Here is a 15947-nt window from a genome sequence, read left to right as displayed (position 1 = left end):
CCGGCGGCGGCGTCGACCCTGGGGCGCCGTTCTGGGCGGTCCCGATGCTCCGCCCGCCGACGACCTCGCCCGAGGAGGAGACGCGCGTGCTGGTGACCCTGGTGACGGTCGGGTTTCCGGCATGACCGCCGCCCCGACCACCGGTGCCGCCCGGGCCTCGGCGGTCGCCGGCCGGCTGCCGTCGCTGACCGGGCTGCGCTGGGTCGCCGCCCTGCTGGTCTTCGGCTTCCACGTCGCCACCATGCGGATCGTGGCCGTGCCGGACTACCAGGCGGTCGTCGACTGGCTGTTCACCCTCGGCCTCTCCGGCGTGGAGTTCTTCTTCATCCTCAGTGGATTCGTGCTGGTCTGGTCGTACCGGGACGGCGAGCGCCGGCGGACCTTCCTGCGCCGGCGGCTCGCCAAGATCTACCCGAACCACCTGCTGATGTGGGTGGTGGTGCTCCTCGTCGGGCTCTGGTTCGCCGACCCGGTCAACGGCTGGGCGGCGCTGGGCAACCTGGCCCTGGTGCAGGCCTGGAATCCCACCCCCGGCTACTTCTACAGCGTCAACACGGTCAGCTGGTCGCTCTCCTGCGAGCTGTTCTTCTACCTCTGCCTGCCGTTCGTGCTGCCGGTGCTGCGCCGGCTGCGCCCCGCCGCCCTGTGGGCGGTGGTGGTCGCCGCGCCGCTGCTGATCGTCGCGCTCTGGCCGGGCCAGCGCCTGGTGCCCGAGGAGAGCCGGTGGTGGTTCACCCAGGTCTTCCCGCTGGTGCGGTCCCTGGAGTTCTGGATGGGCGTGGCCGCGGCCGAGCTGATGCGCCGGGGGCGCTGGCGGGGGCCGGGCCTGACCGCCGCCAGCCTGCTCTTCGTGGCCACCTGGGCGGTCGCCGCGCAGTGGATCCGGGCGGAACTCTGGGCGGGCCTGCTGGCGGTGGCGTACCTGCTGGTCATCACCGCCGCCGCCGACGCGGACGTGCGCGGCCGGCGCACCCCGTGGCGGTCCCGGCCGATGGTCTGGCTCGGTGAGGTCTCCTTCGCCTTCTACCTGGTGCACGTCTTCGTGATGGTCACCGTGCTCCGACTGACCGGTCACTACGGGGTCGGGCTGCCGGGCTGGTGGGGCCCGCTCGCCGTGCTCGGCTTCCTGGTGGTCAACCTGGTGCTCGCCGGGGCCCTGCACCGGTACGTCGAGATGCCGATGATGCGCCGGCTGGGACCGCCCCGCCGGGCCCGCGCGCGGAGCGCCCCGGCCGCCGTCACGCCGGCCCAGGTCGGACCCGCCACCGCCCGCGACGGGCAGGTCAGGCCGATCGAGTACGCCGGGCGGCGCGACCCGGCCTGAGGCGGGCCCCCGCTCCGCCCGTTCGCTGTCGGTCCATGCTGGTCAGTGCGGCGACCCGACTCGTGGCGACACGCCCGGCGGCGATGCGGCACCGCGCCGTCGGCGGTAGCGTGGGTCCGTGCTTCCGGTCGCGCTCACCTGTCCCCTGTGGTGGGTGGCGCGCTGGACGGCCCGCATGCTGGCCAGTCTCGCCGTCGCGGTCGCCTGCTCGCTCGGCGCCGCCACCCTGCCCGTCGGCGCGGCCGCCGCCGCCCAGGCGGCCCCGGTCGCCGAGCTGACCTCCGCGGTCCCGGCACCCTCCTGGTCCACGATTCCGCCGGCCCTCCAGCCCGGCGCCGTTCCCGAGCCCGGCGACCGGCCCGAGGATGCGGGCCGCGCCCCGAGCGGCGCAACCGCCTTCGACGCGGGCCTGGCGTTGCCCGGAGGGACCACCGCGGACCGGGGGCACGTCGCACGGGCGTCCACCAGCGCGGCTGCCGGCGACGTCGTGGCCGGGACCGGCCAGCAGGCCCTGCCGGTGGGCAACGGCTCCCCGCTGGCGGCTTGGCGGACCGTGGCCGCCGCGGTCTCGAAGGAGCGCGTCCCGCGCGGAACCGCCCCGGCGGCCCCCGGCTCGCGGGCCCCGCCGACCCGCTGACCGCCCGCGGGCCACGCCCGCAGCCGTTCTCCACCGAACCTCACCCCCGCACCCCGCCCGACGGCGGCCCGGTGGCGCCCATTCCGGTCGCGCCCCGCCGCGCCGGGGCGTGCGGACCTCCTCCGCCACATCGCTCCCGTGAGGTGCCCACCATGCAGACCGTTCTCTACCAGTTCCTGATCGAGATCCCGCAGGCCGCCGCCATCTGGTCGGCCCTGCTCCTGCTCGCCCTGGCCCTGCTCGCCGCGCTGGTCGCCCGCCCGGAGCGGGAGAGCCCGTCCGACGCCGAGCCGGTGCCCGACCCGGCCGCCGAGGAGGCGGCCCGCCTCGCCGACCTGCGCCGGTACGCCGACGAGGTGGCGGTGGCCGCCGCCGGGGCCGCGCAGACCGCGCGCCGACGGCGGGAGCAGTGGCTGCGCGCCCAGGACGAGGTCGACCGGGCCTGGCAGGCGTACGACGAAGCGGAGACCGCCGCCCGTCGGCTTGCCGGCGCCGCCGTGCTGCCCGCGCCGCGTACCCCGCGGACTCCGGCGGAGTACGCCACCCGGGAGCGGTGGCTGCACCACGCGGCGATGGGGGCGCACTGGCGGGGTGAGCTGTCGGCACGGCAACTCGCCGACGTCCTGGCGCACCGGAACGGGTGGGACCCGCGCCGGCACCCGGCGGAACAGGAGATCGTCCTCGCCCGGGTGGTACGCGACGTGCGGCGGGCCGGCTACCGCACGGCGGCCGAGCGGGAGCAGCGGGCCTGGCGGGACGCGGAACTGGCCGCCGAGGCGGCCCGCGCGCTGGCCGTCGAGGCGTACGCCGCCGCGGCGGCGCTGCGGCCCGGCCCGGCCCCGGTACGCCGGACGGAGTCGACGACCCAGGCCCTCGCCCCGGTGGCGGCCGGCGCGGCCCCGGCCCGTCCGGCACGCTGGCGGCCCGCACGGGTTGGCTGAATTGTGACCTGAAATTGGTGAGCCTGGTCACGCGAATCGGGAAACGGTCATCCGGGTCAGTCGGGGCTGATCCACCCCGCAATTTCCGGTCGCTCGCCACCCGATGTCCGATTGTGGCCCGACGGTTCCGTCATAACTGCTTGTCCCATTGAGTGACGTCAGTGACGGACTGTTCCGGTCAGAGTAATGGTGACCGAGGTTTAAGCAGGTGGGGGTGCTTGGCACGGGGGATACCCACCGGTAGTGTCAGCGCGTCCGGTGCGGTTTCCGATCGCAAGAAGCGACGCCGCGCCGACCCGCTCAATCGTGATCTCACGAACCGGGGACCCAGTGCACGTCCGGGGTGAATCCGCGAGCCACGGCCCGCGGTAGGGCGACTTCCCGCCCGAATCCGTCAGCTAACCCGGTAGGCGGTGTCGGAAGGAGTTCCAACATCGTGCAGTTCGATCCCATCCCCCGTCCGTCCCCCCGCCTCCACGGCGCCGCGGTGCCGTCGCTCGCCTGACCGGCGCGCTGACTCCGGCATCGGCCCTGCTGCCCGGTTGACCGGGCGCCCCCTTCCCGCGGTCGCACCGCCCATGATCCCTCGTCACGCGTGAGCTCCTCCGCGCGTCGGATCGGCGTGCGCCGCTCCCGCCTTCCGTGGAGGACCAAGATGAAGCACACCCTGAAGCGGCAGCTGCGGCGCCTCGCCACCGAGCGCCCGTACCAGATCGTGGCTGGCTCCGCCGCCGCGCTCGTGCTGGCCTCCGGCACCGGCGCCCTGCTCGCCGGCACCGGCGACGCGCCCGTCCGCCAGGAGACCACCGCCGCCGTCTCCGAGCTGGCCCCGCGTCTCGGCGACGTGGCCACCCGCAGCCAGGAGCGGATCGCCGCCGTCCCGTCGACCTCGCCCAGCCCCAAGGCGTCGCCGACGGCGACCTCGGCCAAGCCGGACCCGGACCTGACCCGCAAGGCGGCGCCGAAGCCGCCGTCGACCAAGGTCCTCGACTACACCTACGAGGCACAGACCGCCTACTGGAACTGCGGCCCGGCCGCGGTGCGCAACGCGCTCAGCGCCAGCGGCGTCGAGACCACCCAGGACGCGATGGTCGCCCCCCTGAACGCCGGTGAGAACGGCACCAACTCGGCCGAGGACACCACCCGCGGGCTCAACCAGATGGTCAAGGGCAACCCGTACCGGACCCACGTGATCCCCGGCCCGGCCACCCCGGCCCAGATGGACCAGCTCCAGGCCGACGTGGTCAAGGCCATCACCGACGGCCGCGGCGTGGTCGCCAACATCGTCGGCTCCGCCACCGACACCGACGGCGGCTGGCACTCGTTCCCCGGCGGTCACTACATCGCCGTGGTCGGCTACAAGAACGACGGCCGGACCGTGCGGATCGCCGACTCGGCGAACCCGGCGCTGCCGGCGTACTGGATCACCACGATCGACCTGGCGAACTGGATGGCCACCCGCGGCTACTCCGCCTGATCCACTCCGCGTCACCCGTCGGGCACCGGCTCCAGGAGCCGGTGCCCGACGTCGTATGCCCGACCGTCCGGGCCGCCGCCGGCTCTCGCGCGTGGTGTCCCACCGGTGGCACACTGCGCCCCATGGGCGACGAGACGGGTACCCGCCAGCTGTTGCTGCTGCACGGCCTGGGCGCCACCGGCGAGGTGTGGCTGCCCTGGGCGCCGCTGCTGGAGCGCCGGTGGGCGGGGCGGTGGCTCGCCCCCGACCTGGCCGGGCACGGTTGGTCGCCGCCGTTGCCGGCGTACACCTTCGCGGCGCTGGCCCGGCGGGTCGTGGATGGCCTGGCGCCGGTCGCCGACCGGCTGGGACCGCGGGACCGGCTCGTGGTGCTCGGGCACTCGCTCGGCGGGGTGGTGGCGTTGGCGCTGGCCGCCCGGCAGCTCGGCCTGGCCATCGAGGCGGTGGTCGGGCTGGGCATCAAGGCGGTCTGGTCGCCCGCCGAGCTGGACAAGGCCCGGGAGCTGGCCGAGCGGCCGGTCACCTGGTTCGCCAGCCGGGACGAGGCGGCCCGCCGTTACCTGCGGGTCTCCGGCCTCGCCGGCCTCTTCGCCCCGGACCACCCGGTGGTCGACGCCGGACTGCGCCGGGAGGACGGCCGCTGGCGGCTGGCGATGGACCCGGCCGCGTTCGGGGTCGGGGAGCCGCGGCTGGCGGCGCTGCTCGCGGCGACCGACGTGCCGGTGCTGCTGGCTCGCGGCGAGCACGATCCGATGGTGACCGACGCCCAGCAGGAGTTCGGCGTCCCGGTGGCCACCCTGCCCGGCCTGGGGCACAACGCCCACGTCGAGGACCCGGAGGCGGTCCTCGCCCTCCTCGACCCGTACCACTGATGCGCGGGCGGGCTGAGGTGGTTATATCTGATCATGATGCAGCCCATCCGCCGCCTTGCCTATGAGCTCTACGCCCGCCGTCTCCGCGCCCAGCTGGCTCATCAGACACTGCCGCGCCACGTTGCCATGCTGATGGACGGAAACCGCCGGTGGGCCCGGCAGATGGGCTTCGACGACCCCGGGCTGGGCCACCGGTACGGCGCGGAGCACATCCACGAGGTACTGGGCTGGTGTGCCGAGACGGGCATCCGCCACGTCACGCTCTTCGTCGCCTCCGTGGACAACATGCGCAAACGCGCGTCCGACGAGGTCGAGAACCTGATGCGGATGATCGAGGAGGTCGTCGCGGAGCCACTCCTGCGCCCGGCCAACCCGTGGCGGCTCCACCTGGCCGGCCGCGCGGACGTGCTACCCGACTCGACCCGCCACGCCCTGAAACTCGCCGAGGACGCCACCCGTGAGCGGGGCGCCCACTTCCACCTCACGGTCGCCATCGGCTACGACGGCCGCGAGGAGATCGTCAGTGCGGTTCGTTCGCTGCTGGAGGACGAGGCGAGAGCGGGCGCCGCACTCGACGACGTCGCGCAACGCCTCACCGCCGACGCCATCGCGGCGCGTCTGTACACCGGCGGCCAGCCCGACCCGGATCTGATCATCCGCACCAGCGGAGAACGTCGCATGTCCGGGTTCCTGCTCTGGCAGGCCGCCTACTCCGAGCTGTACTTCTGCGACGTGTACTGGCCCGGCTTCCGGAAGATCGATTTCCTGCGCGCCCTGCGCTCCTACTCCGCTCGTGGTCGACGATTCGGGGCGTGACCACCCGGACGAGCACCGTCGGACGCCGCGACGGAAGGACTGCTCAGGGCGTCGGGGACAGGGGGGAGCCGTGCTGGGTGACGGCGTCCGCGGCCCGGGGCGCCGGTGGGTTCCAGTCCGGTTCGAGCTGGCGGCGGGCGGCGTCGACGAACGCCTCCGCGTACGAGTCGGCCGGGAAGTCGCCGAGGTAGCGGCTCCGGGTGGCCCAGCGGTCGGCCGCCTTGGGGTCGGTGTCGAGCAGCTCCGCCAGCACATCGTCCACGTTGGACATGTCCCGGCGCAGCACGTAACCGGAGCCGGCCAGCGGGAACCGTTCGACGAAGTGCTCGCCGTCGACACCCATGTCGGTCACCGCGTACGGCTTGCCGGAGTAGAGGTAGTCCGAGATGACCCCGGAGACGTCCGAGACCAGCGCGTCCGAGCGGTTGACGCACTCGGTCAGGGTCAGCTCGCGGGTGGTCGCGCCCCAGAGGTGCGCCCGTCCCGTCCGGGCCTGGTCGGCGGCGAGCAGCTCGGTCAGCCGGGCGAGCTGCCGGGCCGAGGTCGGGTTCTGCCCGGTGTACGGATGGGCCCGCAGGATCACCGTGGCGCCCCGGTCGAGCAGCCGGCGGATCACCGTCTCGGCCACCGGCAGCGAGCAGTAGTCGGCGTCGGCGTGGTGCCCGGTCCAGGTCGGGGTGTAGAGCACCGTCGGGGCGGCCAGGCGGCGCGCCGGCTCCCGTCGTACCTCGATCGCCTCCACCTGCGGGCGGCCGACCACGACGAACTTCTCCGCGGGGATCTCCACGCCGGCCCGGGCGTACCGGTCGATCGCCGCCGGCCCGGCCACGAAGATCCGGTCGAAGATCGCCGACACCGGGTTGGCGCTGGGGGCCTTGTCGCTGTCGCCGTGGTGCAGCTGGACATGGGTGAGCTGCGAGAAGCGGATGCAGTGGCTGTTCTTAGCGCCGTGGTTGACGTAGAACGCCGCCCGCAGGCTCGGCACCAGCGCCTCGTCCATCGTCTTGAGGGTCGGGCAGAAGACGACCGGGGCGCTGGTGGCGGCCGCGATGGCCGGCAGGAACTCCGGCTCGCGCAGCAGCACCAGGAACGGCCGGCCGATCCGTTCCAGGTAGGGCAGCCACATGGTGACCTGGTACTCCGACCCGGGCGGCGCGGAGAAGTAGAGCAGGAACTCCGGCTGGTGGCGGCGCAGCGCCCGGCCCACCGGACCGCCGCCGGCCGGCGGCCGGAACCGCCGCCGGGCGAGGTCCAGGCCGACCGCCGCGCAGCCGGCGGCGACCAGCAGGACGGCGACCAGCGGCACCCACGCGGGCAGGGTGGCGGCGGCGGCGACCGCGACGAGCCCGAGCAGCACCAGCAGCGCGTCGCCGAGCCGCTCCGTGACCCGCGGCGTCCAGGTGCGGACCGGCAGGTTGGCGGCGCGGATCTCCAGGGCGCCCGCGGCGCGCAGCGGCGCGGCCAGCAGGACCAGGCCGAGCAGGACCAGCGCGGTGGCGGCGAGCGCCGCGTGGAAGCCGCCGTCGAGCCGGCGGGCGTACCCGACCAGGATGCCCGCGGCGACCAGGACCGACTCGGCGACGCCGTCGGCGCCCGGTCGGATCCGGCGTTCCACCGCGGCGGCCGCGAGGGCGGCCACCGCGATCGCCAGCCCCCACCCGGTCGCCCCGGTGAGCGCCACGACGAGGAACGCCAGCACCGCCAGCCCGGTGGTCAGCACCCGGGCGAGCAGCTTCCGGACCAGGTCACCACGCATGTCGGTCGTCCGTTCGGTGGGTCAGGCGTCGACGTCGGCGGAGAGCTGCTCGGACGGGTGCGCGCCCGGCTGGGCGGGCACCGCCGCGACCTGTTCGCCGGGCGCCCGGCGCACGTCGATGACCTGGCCGGTCAGGTCGGAGATCAGCACGTCCAGCGACGCCTGGGCGACCGCCTCGGAGGAGAGCAGGGTGTGCTCCGGCTCCTCGCCGAACGCCTTCGTCCGCATCGGGGTCGCGGTGCGCTCCGGGTTGACGCAGTTGACCCGTACGCCGAACTCCGCCCACTCGTCGGCGAGCGCCTGGGTCAGGTTGACCAGGGCGGCCTTGGTGGCCGAGTAGAGCGCGTAGCGGGCCCGGCCCCGGGTGTACGAGCTGGACGTGTAGAGCAGCAGCTGACCCTTGGTCTGCTGGAGGTACGGCAGCGACTGCCGGGCGATGGTGACCGGGCCGACGAAGTTGACGTGCAGGAGCCGGTCCATCGTCTCCTCGTCCATCTCGGCGAGGGCGCCCTTCTCCAGGATGCCGGCGGTGACCACCACGTGGTCGATCCGGCCGGTGGCCTCGAAGGCGGTCTTCAGCGCCGCCGCCACGTCCTCGGCCCGCTCGACGTGCGTGCCGGTGGTGGAGCGGCTGAACGGGAAGACCTGGGCGCCGTAGCGGCGGGCCAGCTCGGCGAGGTCGTGGCCGATGCCGTAGCTGCCGCCGAAGACCACGATGGTTCGCCCGGTCAGCTCCTCGGTGTAGCTGCGCTGGTCGGTCAGCCGGGGCGCCTGCGCGGCGGCGAGCTGGAAGAGCTTGTCCGCCAGGTGCACGTCGACCGGGTGGGTGACCTTGATGTTCTCGTCCGATCCGTCGATCACCTTGATCGGCGTGCCGGGCAGGTAGCGCAGCACCACGCCGCAGTCGTCGGTGGCGGCGAAGTCGGGGTCGCCCTCGGCCCGCCGGTACGCCTCCCGGATGGTGCCGGACCGGAACGCCTGCGGGGTCTGCCCCCGCCGCAGGGTCGCGCGCACGGGGATGTCGGTGATGCAGTCGTCCTGGTCGACCTGGATGATCGTGTCGGCGGAGGGGATGGCCACGTCGACCGCCGAGTACGTCCAGAGGGCGTTCACGCACTCGCGCACGATCCGGGCGCTGACCAGGGGCCGCACCGCGTCGTGGAAGAGGATGTTGACGTCGCCCTCGCCGACCGCGTCGAGCGCGATCCGGGTGGTGGCGTTGCGGGTGTCGCCGCCCTCGATCACCTGGCTGACCTTGCGGAATCCGGCGTTGGCGACGATCCGCTCAGCGTCGGCGACGTGGCCGGTGGCCATCAGCACGATGATCTCGTCGATCTCCGGCGCGGCCTCGAAGACGGCCAGCGTGTGCTCGATGATCGGCTTGCCGGCGATCTTCAGCAGCTGCTTGGGGATGCCCAGCCCGAGGCGGGTCCCGGTCCCTCCGGCGAGGATGACGGCCACCGTCCGCGAGGGGCGCCAGGGTGCCGGGCTCGCCGGCGTGGCGTCCGGTGCGGTGGTGCGATCCTGCGTCATTGCCGTTCCTCACTTCTGCGGGGGATGGGGTTCTACGCCTGGATGACCGGGTGGTGAACTTTCGCCGGCGACCAGAAAACCTTAACGCGTACGACGGAGCGCACCGACCGGGGCGGGCCCCGGCCGGTGCGCTCCGGCTGGCTAGTTCTGACCCTCGTACGCGTCGCAGACCTCGTCGGTGGGGCCGTCCATCCTCAGGACGCCGCTCTCCAGCCAGATGGTCCGCTCGCAGGTGTCCCGGATCGAGCTGATCGAGTGGCTGACCAGGAAGACCGTGCCGGCGCTGTCGCGCAGCTCCCGTACCCGCTGCTCGCTGCGGGCCCGGAACTTGCGGTCACCGGTGGCCAGCGCCTCGTCGATGAGCAGCACGTCGTGCTTCTTCGCGGAGGAGATGGCGAAGCGCAGCCGGGCGCCCATGCCGGAGGAGTAGGTCCGCATCGGCAGCGAGGCGAAGTCGCCGCGCTCGTTGATCCCGGAGAACTCGATGATCTCCGGCGCCAGCCGCTTGACCTCCTCGGGGGACATGCCCATGGCGAGGCAGCCGAGCACCACGTTGCGCTCGCCGGAGAGGTCGTTGAGCAGGGCGGCGTTCACGCCGAGCAGGGACGGCTGGCCCAGCGTGTAGACCGCGCCCCGGGCTGGCGGGAGCAGCCCGGCGATGGCCCGCAGCAGGGTCGACTTGCCGGAGCCGTTGCTGCCGATCAGGCCGATGGCCTCACCCTGGTACGCGGTGAAGCTCACCCCCTTGACCGCGTGCACCTCACGGATGTTCGGCGCGTTGGTTCGGGACACGATGCGCTTGAGGGCGGCGACCGGGCTCGTGCCCCCGGTGGCGCCCTTGTGGATCTTGTAGATCACGTGCACGTCGTCCACCACCACGGTGGGGACCCGTCCCGCGTCCGCCACGGCGGCGTTGCCCGCCGGCTGGGTCTGGTCAGCCACGGCCGTACTCCTCTTCTCCGCGCCAGAAGTAGACGAATCCACCCAAACCGAAGGCCACCGCCCAGGCCACGGCCAGAGTCCACAGCCGCAGCGGCGAGGACGCGATGTGCTCCGGGTACGCCGAGTCGAGCAGCGCGTACCGGGCCAGCTCGATGTAGACCAGGATCGGGTTGGACTCCAGGGCGGTCGCCGCCCACCCGGGCAGCCGGTCCTCGAACAGCTTGACGCTGTAGAGCACGCCGGAGCCGTAGAGCCAGGTCCGCAGCACGAAGGGCATGACCTGCTTGAGGTCGGTGACCTTCGAGCCGATCCGGGCCATGATCATGGTCAGCCCGACGTTGAAGATCGACTGGAGCACCAGCGCGGGCGCGATCAGCAGCCAGCGGAAGGTGATCGGCTCGCCGGTGAACAACACGATCCCGGCCAGCACCACCATCGACATGAGCAGCTGCTGGAACTGCACCAGCGTGACGGTGATCGGCAGGGCCGCCCGGGGGAACTGCAGCGCCCGGATCAGGCCCAGGTTGCCGGTGATCGCGCTGGTGCCCTGCAACGCCGCGCTCTGGGTGAAGGTGAAGATGAAGACACCCGTGCAGAGGTACGCGATGAAGTTCGGCACGTTCCGGTTCTGCGAGATGATCACGCCGAAGATCAGGTAGTAGACCGCCGCGTTGGTCAGCGGGGTCAGCACCTGCCAGAGCTGGCCGAGCTGGGTGTTGCTGAACGACGAGGCCACCTTCGCCCGCGAGTACGCGGTCATGAAGTGTCGGTACGCCCACAGCTTGCGGGTGTACTCGGCCAGGGGTGGGCGTTCCCCCGCGATCCGGAGCCCGTGCCGCTGCGCGAGCTGCGCCTGGGTCACTCCGGAGTTGGGGTCGGCCACCGCGGTGTTGGCCATGGTCAGGCGCTCCGATCTTCCGTGCCGATGGGGAGCAAGTGATGTGTCGCGGCGATGAAATCTAGCGTGGCCAGTGCGGGGAGAGCCGCCTCGCTGCTGCGTGGAAGGTAGTCCAAAACACGTCGGGACGCAACCGTATCGTCGTTGCGCTACATTGTCCCACGTGACGACCGAGAAGAGGCGTGCGCCGGCCGGTGCGGCGGTGCTGCGCGGCGAGATCACCACGGCCATCCGCGCTGCCGTCATGCAGGAGTTGGCCGAGGTCGGCTACGGCCGCCTCTCCATCGAGGCGGTGGCCCGGCGGGCCGGGGTGAGCAAGACGGCCATCTATCGCCGGTGGCGTTCCAAGCTCGACCTGGTGCTGGACATGGTCTCCGCCGTGGCCGGGCGCAACCTGCCGCTGCTCGACACCGGCAGCCTCCTCGGCGACCTGGAGATCCTGCTGCACGTGATGGCTCGTGCGCTGCGTCACCGGCTGGCCTCACAGATCATCCCGGACCTGCTCGCCGAGGCCGCCCGCAACCCGCAGATCGCCGAGAAGCTCCAGCAGGCACTCGACGACTACCAGCAGGCGGTCGGCCGGATCCTGATCGGCCGGGCCGTCGAGCGCGGGGAGCTCCCCACCGACACCGACCCGCGGGCGGCGGTCGACCTGATCGTCGGGCCGATCTACTGGCGGCTGGCCATCGCCCGGGCGCCGCTGCGGACGGAGGAGGTGCCGCGAATGGCGACCGCGATCGTCGCGGCGCTCCGGGTAGCATGCGTGGGGCCCGTCCGCGACGAGGTGGAGATTTGACCCCCGCTGCGCGTCGTTCGCGACCCGACTCGTCGATCATGAACAACAGGACACAACTGGTCGGACAAATTACCGCGACCAGCTAGTTTTCCACCGAACCCGCTACCATCCCCCCGGAACCCCCAATGAGCATTTTGTCGACAGGAGGAAGCCCCATGGCTGGGCCGCACCCAGAGTTCATCCCCCCAGCACGACCGATCATCGGTGAGGCCGAGATCGAGGCGGCTGTCCGGGTGCTGCGGAGCGGCCGGGTCGTGCAGGGCCCGGAAGTCGCGGCGTTCGAGGAGGAGTTCGGCGAGCTCGTCGCCGGCCGGCACTGCGTGGCCGTGAACTCCGGCACGTCCGCTCTGCAGCTCACCCTGATGGCGCTCGGCTTCGGCCCCGGCGACGAGGTCATCGTGCCCTCGTTCTCCTTCGCCGCCAGCGCCAACGCCGTCCGGCTGGTCGGCGCCGAGCCGGTCTTCGTGGACATCGAGCCGGGCAGCTTCTGCGTGGACCCGGAGGCCGTGGCCGCCGCGGTCACCCCGCGGACCGTGGCCATCATGCCGGTGCACCTGTACGGCCACCCGGCCGCGATGGACCGGATCATGGCCATCGCCGAGCAGCACGGCCTCGCCGTCGTCGAGGACGCCGCCCAGGCCCACGGCGCGAGCCTCCACGGCACCCCGGTCGGCGCCTTCGGCACCGCCGGCTGCTTCAGCTTCTACCCGACGAAGAACATGCACGCCCTCGAGGGCGGCATGGTCACCACCGCCGACGCGGAGCTGGCCCGCACCCTGCGGCTGCTGCGCAACCAGGGCATGGAGCAGCGGTACGCCAACGAGATCGTCGGCGCCAACATGCGGATGACCGACGTGGCCGCCGCGATCGGCCGGGTGCAGCTCGGTCAGCTCGGCGAGTGGACCGAGCAGCGCCGGGCCAACGCCAAGTACCTCGACTCCAACATCACCGGCATGGTCACCCCGCCGGTGGCGGACGCGGCCAAGCACGTCTACCACCAGTACACGGTGCGGGTGAAGGGCGACCGGGACGCCGCCCAGGCCCGCCTGACCGAGCTGGGCATCGGCAACGCCGTCTACTACCCGACGCCGATCCACCGGCTCAAGCCGTACCTCACCGAGGACGGCAAGCCCGGCCCGTGGGAGCTGCCGGAGACCGAGCGGGCCGCCGCCGAGGTGCTCTCGCTGCCGGTCCACCCGTCGCTGACCCAGGCCGACCTGGAGCGGATCGCCGAGGCCGCCAACCTCGCCGGGGGTGCCCGATGAGCGGCGGACGCAAGCTGCGCGCCGGCCTGATCGGCCTCGGCGCGATGGGCCGCAACCACGCCCGCGTGCTGTCCAACCTGGACGGCGTCGAGCTGGTCGGCATCGTCGACCCGGCCGGCGACGTCACCGGCACGCTGCGCGCCCCGGTGGTGCCGCAGCTCGGTGACCTGCTGGCCATGGGCATCGACTACGCGGTGGTCGCCTGCCCGACCGCGCTGCACGAGCCGGTCGGCCTGGAGCTGGCGGCCAACGGGGTCAGCGCGCTGATCGAGAAGCCGCTGGCCCAGTCGGTCGAGGCGGCGACCCGGCTCGTCGAGGCGTTCGAGGCCGCCGGCCTGGTCGCCGGGGTCGGGCACATCGAGCGCTACAACCCGTCCCTGCAGAACCTGCGCAGCCGGCTCGAGGCCGGCGAACTGGGCGAGGTCTACCAGGTCGTCACCCGGCGGCAGGGGCCGTTCCCGCACCGGATCGCCGACGTCGGCGTGGTGATGGACCTGGCCACCCACGACATCGACCTCACCGCCTGGGTGACCGGCCAGGAGTACGCCTCGGTGTCGGCCCGCACGGTCTCCCGCAGCGGCCGGCTGCATGAGGACATGGTGGCCGTGGTCGGCCAGCTCGCCGACGGCACGATGGTGAACCACCTGGTCAACTGGCTCAGCCCGCTCAAGGAGCGGTCCACCGTGATCACCGGTGACCGGGGCTGCTTCGTGGCCGACACGCTCACCGCCGACCTGACCTTCTACGCCAACGGCGCCATCGACACCGAGTGGGAGGCGCTGCGCGCGTTCCGCGGGGTGGCCGAGGGCGACATGGTGCGCTACGCGATCCCGAAGCGGGAGCCGCTGCTCGTCGAGCACGAGCGGTTCCGCGACGCGGTCGAGGGCAAGCAGAGCGACATCGTCACCCTGCGGCAGGGTCTGCGCACGGTGCAGGTGGCCGCCGGCCTCCTGGAGTCCGCCTCCGACGGCAAGGTCGTCTCCGTGGCGTCGAGCCAGAGCGACGAACCGGCCGTCGCCCGCTAGCCGCAGCGCATTCCAGGGGGAGGGATACACGATGGCTTCCAACAGCACGACCGGGTCACGCGGCCGGGTCGTCATGCTCGTCGACAACGGGGTGCACGGCGACTCCCGGGTCCAGAAGGCCGCCCGGTCGGCCGCGGACGCCGGCTGGGAGGTCTTCCTCCTCGGCATCCGCAACGCCCGTTCCGACACGGACACCTGGCAGATCGGCGGGGCGGAGGTCCGGCTGCTGCGGGTGCCCAAGCCGCTGCACCGGCTCCCCCGGGACAGCAGCCGTTCGCTGCGCCGGCCGCTGGCGTACCCGCCGGGGACGAAGGCCGCGTACCGGATCCAGGAGATCAAGGCCTGGCAGGCCGAACTGTACGAGCGCCGGATCCGGGCGCAGGTCCTCGGCGGCCGGCTGCCGGCCGTCGTCGGCCGGACGGCGCAGCTGCCGTCCCGCGCCGCGGCGGTGGTGCTGGCCCGGTGGGTGAAGTTCCGGGCCGGTGAGACCCATCGGCTGCGCGAGCGTCAGGTCGACCCGGACTCGCTGCTCACCAAGCTGCCGATCAGGAGCTGGCAGGCGCTGCTGGGCAACCGCAGCTGGCGCCGGCTGGACCCCGGCCTGTGGGACTTCGAGCTGGCCTTCCGCACCGCGATCGACGAGCTCGAGCCGGACATCATCCACGCCAACGACTTCCGGATGCTCGGCGTCGGGGCGCGGGCGATGCTGCGGGCCCGGGCCGCCGGACGCGACACCAAGCTGGTCTGGGACGCCCACGAGTTCGTCGGCGGCATCACCGGTCGGGCCGACAACCCCCGCTGGCTGCCGGCCCAGATCGCCTACACCGCCGAGTACGCCGCCTACCCGGACGCGGTGGTGACGGTCTCCGACACGCTCGCCGAGCTGCTCCAGGAGACGCACGCCCTGCCGGAACGGCCGGCGGTGGTGCTCAACGCGCCGATGGCGCCGCCGGCCGACGCCGACGGCGACACGCCCGACCTGCGGGCGCTCTGCGGGGTGGACGAGCGGACGCCGGTGCTGGTCTACGCCGGTGCCGTGAACCCGAGCCGGGGCGTCCAGCTCATGGTGGAGGCGCTACCGGAGCTGCCCGAGGTGCACGTCGCCTTCGTGACGATGAACCCGAACGGGGACAACCGGTTCTCGGAGACGCTGCTGGAACGGGCCGTGGAGCTGGGCGTCGGCGACCGGGTGCACCTGCTGCCGTACGTCAAGCACTGGCAGGTCGTCCCGTTCCTGTCCGCGGCGGACGCGGGCGTCATCCCGATCCACCACAAGCCCAACCACGAGCTGGCGCTGATCACGAAGTTCCTGGAGTACTCGCACGCGCGACTGCCCATCGTGGTCAGTGACGTGAAGACCATGGCCCAGACCGCCCGGGACACCGGGCAGGGCGAGGTCTTCCGGGCCGAGGACCTGACCGACTACGTCCGGGCCGTCCGCTCCGTGCTCGCCGACCCGGCACGCTACCGGGCCGCGTACGACAAGCCCGGCCTGCTGGAGGGCTGGACCTGGGAGGCCCAGGCGCGGGTCCTCGACCAGGTCTACAGCGGCCTGCTGGGCATCCCCGCCGCGGCCGCCGGCGGCGCCGTGCCGGCGACCCGGGTCCCGGGGGACCAGCGGGAGCTGGCGGGTACCACCCGCTGACGCGAGGACCGGCCGGCTCC

14 protein-coding genes and 1 riboswitch are annotated in these 15947 nt (G+C 72.9%); of the genes, 10 read left to right on the top strand and 4 right to left on the bottom strand.

The genetic code is table 11. The features are described 5' to 3' along the window. The first annotated feature begins 121 nt into the window (after positions 1 to 121). The 6 genes from ACFOYX_RS16935 to uppS all read left to right on the top strand — a co-directional run bounded on the left by ACFOYX_RS16935 (position 122) and on the right by uppS (position 6067). Positions 122 to 1324 carry an acyltransferase gene (locus ACFOYX_RS16935; protein WP_322441240.1) on the top strand — a complete coding sequence of 401 codons (1203 nt, stop codon included), beginning with the start codon at positions 122 to 124 and terminating at the stop codon, positions 1322 to 1324. 118 nt (positions 1325 to 1442) lie between these two features. After that, positions 1443 to 1961, top strand: a complete 519-nt coding sequence (locus ACFOYX_RS16930; protein WP_322441241.1) for a hypothetical protein — start codon at positions 1443 to 1445, stop codon at positions 1959 to 1961. Positions 1962 to 2113: 152 nt separating this feature from the next. Continuing rightward, positions 2114 to 2902 carry a hypothetical protein gene (locus ACFOYX_RS16925; protein WP_322441242.1) on the top strand — a complete coding sequence of 263 codons (789 nt, stop codon included), beginning with the start codon at positions 2114 to 2116 and terminating at the stop codon, positions 2900 to 2902. Positions 2903 to 3189: 287 nt separating this feature from the next. Next, a riboswitch (cyclic di-AMP (ydaO/yuaA leader) is annotated at positions 3190 to 3330 on the top strand. A 227-nt stretch (positions 3331 to 3557) separates the two neighbouring features. Next, positions 3558 to 4379 carry a C39 family peptidase gene (locus ACFOYX_RS16920; RefSeq protein ID WP_322441243.1) on the top strand — a complete coding sequence of 274 codons (822 nt, stop codon included), beginning with the start codon at positions 3558 to 3560 and terminating at the stop codon, positions 4377 to 4379. A gap of 122 nt (positions 4380 to 4501) precedes the next feature. Then, positions 4502 to 5251 carry an alpha/beta fold hydrolase gene (locus ACFOYX_RS16915; protein ID WP_322442742.1) on the top strand — a complete coding sequence of 250 codons (750 nt, stop codon included), beginning with the start codon at positions 4502 to 4504 and terminating at the stop codon, positions 5249 to 5251. A 33-nt stretch (positions 5252 to 5284) separates the two neighbouring features. Further along, on the top strand, positions 5285 to 6067 hold the full coding sequence (uppS, locus tag ACFOYX_RS16910) for a polyprenyl diphosphate synthase (RefSeq protein WP_322442743.1): 783 nt from the start codon (positions 5285 to 5287) through the stop codon (positions 6065 to 6067). A 43-nt stretch (positions 6068 to 6110) separates the two neighbouring features. Here the strand turns inward: uppS and ACFOYX_RS16905 are convergent, their stop codons facing one another. From ACFOYX_RS16905 to ACFOYX_RS16890, 4 genes are all read right to left on the bottom strand, one after another. Beyond that, complete coding sequence (locus ACFOYX_RS16905) at positions 6111 to 7823, bottom strand: CDP-glycerol glycerophosphotransferase family protein (protein ID WP_322442744.1); 1713 nt, start codon at positions 7821 to 7823, stop codon at positions 6111 to 6113. 21 nt (positions 7824 to 7844) lie between these two features. Next, positions 7845 to 9356, bottom strand: coding sequence for a bifunctional cytidylyltransferase/SDR family oxidoreductase (locus ACFOYX_RS16900; RefSeq protein WP_109803187.1), 1512 nt, complete (start codon positions 9354 to 9356; stop codon positions 7845 to 7847). Positions 9357 to 9497: 141 nt separating this feature from the next. Next, positions 9498 to 10298, bottom strand: a complete 801-nt coding sequence (locus tag ACFOYX_RS16895; protein WP_322442745.1) for an ABC transporter ATP-binding protein — start codon at positions 10296 to 10298, stop codon at positions 9498 to 9500. After that, the gene (locus tag ACFOYX_RS16890; RefSeq protein WP_322442746.1) at positions 10291 to 11196 is read right to left on the bottom strand and encodes an ABC transporter permease; all 906 of its coding nucleotides are present in this window, start codon (positions 11194 to 11196) and stop codon (positions 10291 to 10293) included. The genes ACFOYX_RS16895 and ACFOYX_RS16890 overlap by 8 nt, the downstream gene beginning before the upstream one ends. A 163-nt stretch (positions 11197 to 11359) precedes the next feature. On the opposite strand from ACFOYX_RS16890, the gene ACFOYX_RS16885 reads away from it, so the two are divergent. The 4 genes from ACFOYX_RS16885 (at position 11360) to ACFOYX_RS16870 (ending at position 15927) form a co-directional block, all read left to right on the top strand. Then, positions 11360 to 11992, top strand: a complete 633-nt coding sequence (locus ACFOYX_RS16885; RefSeq protein ID WP_322442747.1) for a TetR/AcrR family transcriptional regulator — start codon at positions 11360 to 11362, stop codon at positions 11990 to 11992. A 155-nt stretch (positions 11993 to 12147) separates the two neighbouring features. After that, positions 12148 to 13257 (top strand): DegT/DnrJ/EryC1/StrS family aminotransferase, encoded by a 1110-nt coding sequence (locus ACFOYX_RS16880; protein ID WP_322442748.1) that lies wholly within the window; start codon positions 12148 to 12150, stop codon positions 13255 to 13257. After that, on the top strand, positions 13254 to 14282 hold the full coding sequence (locus ACFOYX_RS16875) for a Gfo/Idh/MocA family oxidoreductase (RefSeq protein WP_322442749.1): 1029 nt from the start codon (positions 13254 to 13256) through the stop codon (positions 14280 to 14282). The genes ACFOYX_RS16880 and ACFOYX_RS16875 overlap by 4 nt, the downstream gene beginning before the upstream one ends. Before the next feature lie 31 nt (positions 14283 to 14313). Continuing rightward, entirely contained in the window at positions 14314 to 15927 is a 1614-nt protein-coding gene (locus ACFOYX_RS16870) for a glycosyltransferase family 4 protein (protein WP_322442750.1), read from the top strand. The last annotated feature ends 20 nt before the right edge of the window (positions 15928 to 15947 follow it).

This window comes from Micromonospora sp. GCM10011541, assembly GCF_042650725.1.
Lineage (GTDB): Bacteria > Actinomycetota > Actinomycetes > Mycobacteriales > Micromonosporaceae > Micromonospora > Micromonospora sicca.
The sequence above is the reverse complement of the archived record's forward strand: the minus strand, read 5'-3'. Positions and strand labels throughout refer to the sequence as shown.

Excerpts from the sequence above, each read along its gene's own strand:
- ACFOYX_RS16890 (WP_322442746.1), bottom strand. The coding sequence starts at position 11,196 with ATGGCCAACACCGCGGTGGCCGACCCCAACTCCGGAGTGACCCAGGCG.
- uppS (WP_322442743.1), top strand. The coding sequence starts at position 5,285 with ATGATGCAGCCCATCCGCCGCCTTGCCTATGAGCTCTACGCCCGCCGT.
- ACFOYX_RS16905 (WP_322442744.1), bottom strand. The coding sequence starts at position 7,823 with ATGCGTGGTGACCTGGTCCGGAAGCTGCTCGCCCGGGTGCTGACCACC.
- ACFOYX_RS16935 (WP_322441240.1), top strand. The coding sequence starts at position 122 with ATGACCGCCGCCCCGACCACCGGTGCCGCCCGGGCCTCGGCGGTCGCC.
- ACFOYX_RS16925 (WP_322441242.1), top strand. The coding sequence starts at position 2,114 with ATGCAGACCGTTCTCTACCAGTTCCTGATCGAGATCCCGCAGGCCGCC.
- ACFOYX_RS16870 (WP_322442750.1), top strand. The coding sequence starts at position 14,314 with ATGGCTTCCAACAGCACGACCGGGTCACGCGGCCGGGTCGTCATGCTC.
- ACFOYX_RS16900 (WP_109803187.1), bottom strand. The coding sequence starts at position 9,356 with ATGACGCAGGATCGCACCACCGCACCGGACGCCACGCCGGCGAGCCCG.
- ACFOYX_RS16880 (WP_322442748.1), top strand. The coding sequence starts at position 12,148 with ATGGCTGGGCCGCACCCAGAGTTCATCCCCCCAGCACGACCGATCATC.
- ACFOYX_RS16920 (WP_322441243.1), top strand. The coding sequence starts at position 3,558 with ATGAAGCACACCCTGAAGCGGCAGCTGCGGCGCCTCGCCACCGAGCGC.
- ACFOYX_RS16915 (WP_322442742.1), top strand. The coding sequence starts at position 4,502 with ATGGGCGACGAGACGGGTACCCGCCAGCTGTTGCTGCTGCACGGCCTG.
- ACFOYX_RS16875 (WP_322442749.1), top strand. The coding sequence starts at position 13,254 with ATGAGCGGCGGACGCAAGCTGCGCGCCGGCCTGATCGGCCTCGGCGCG.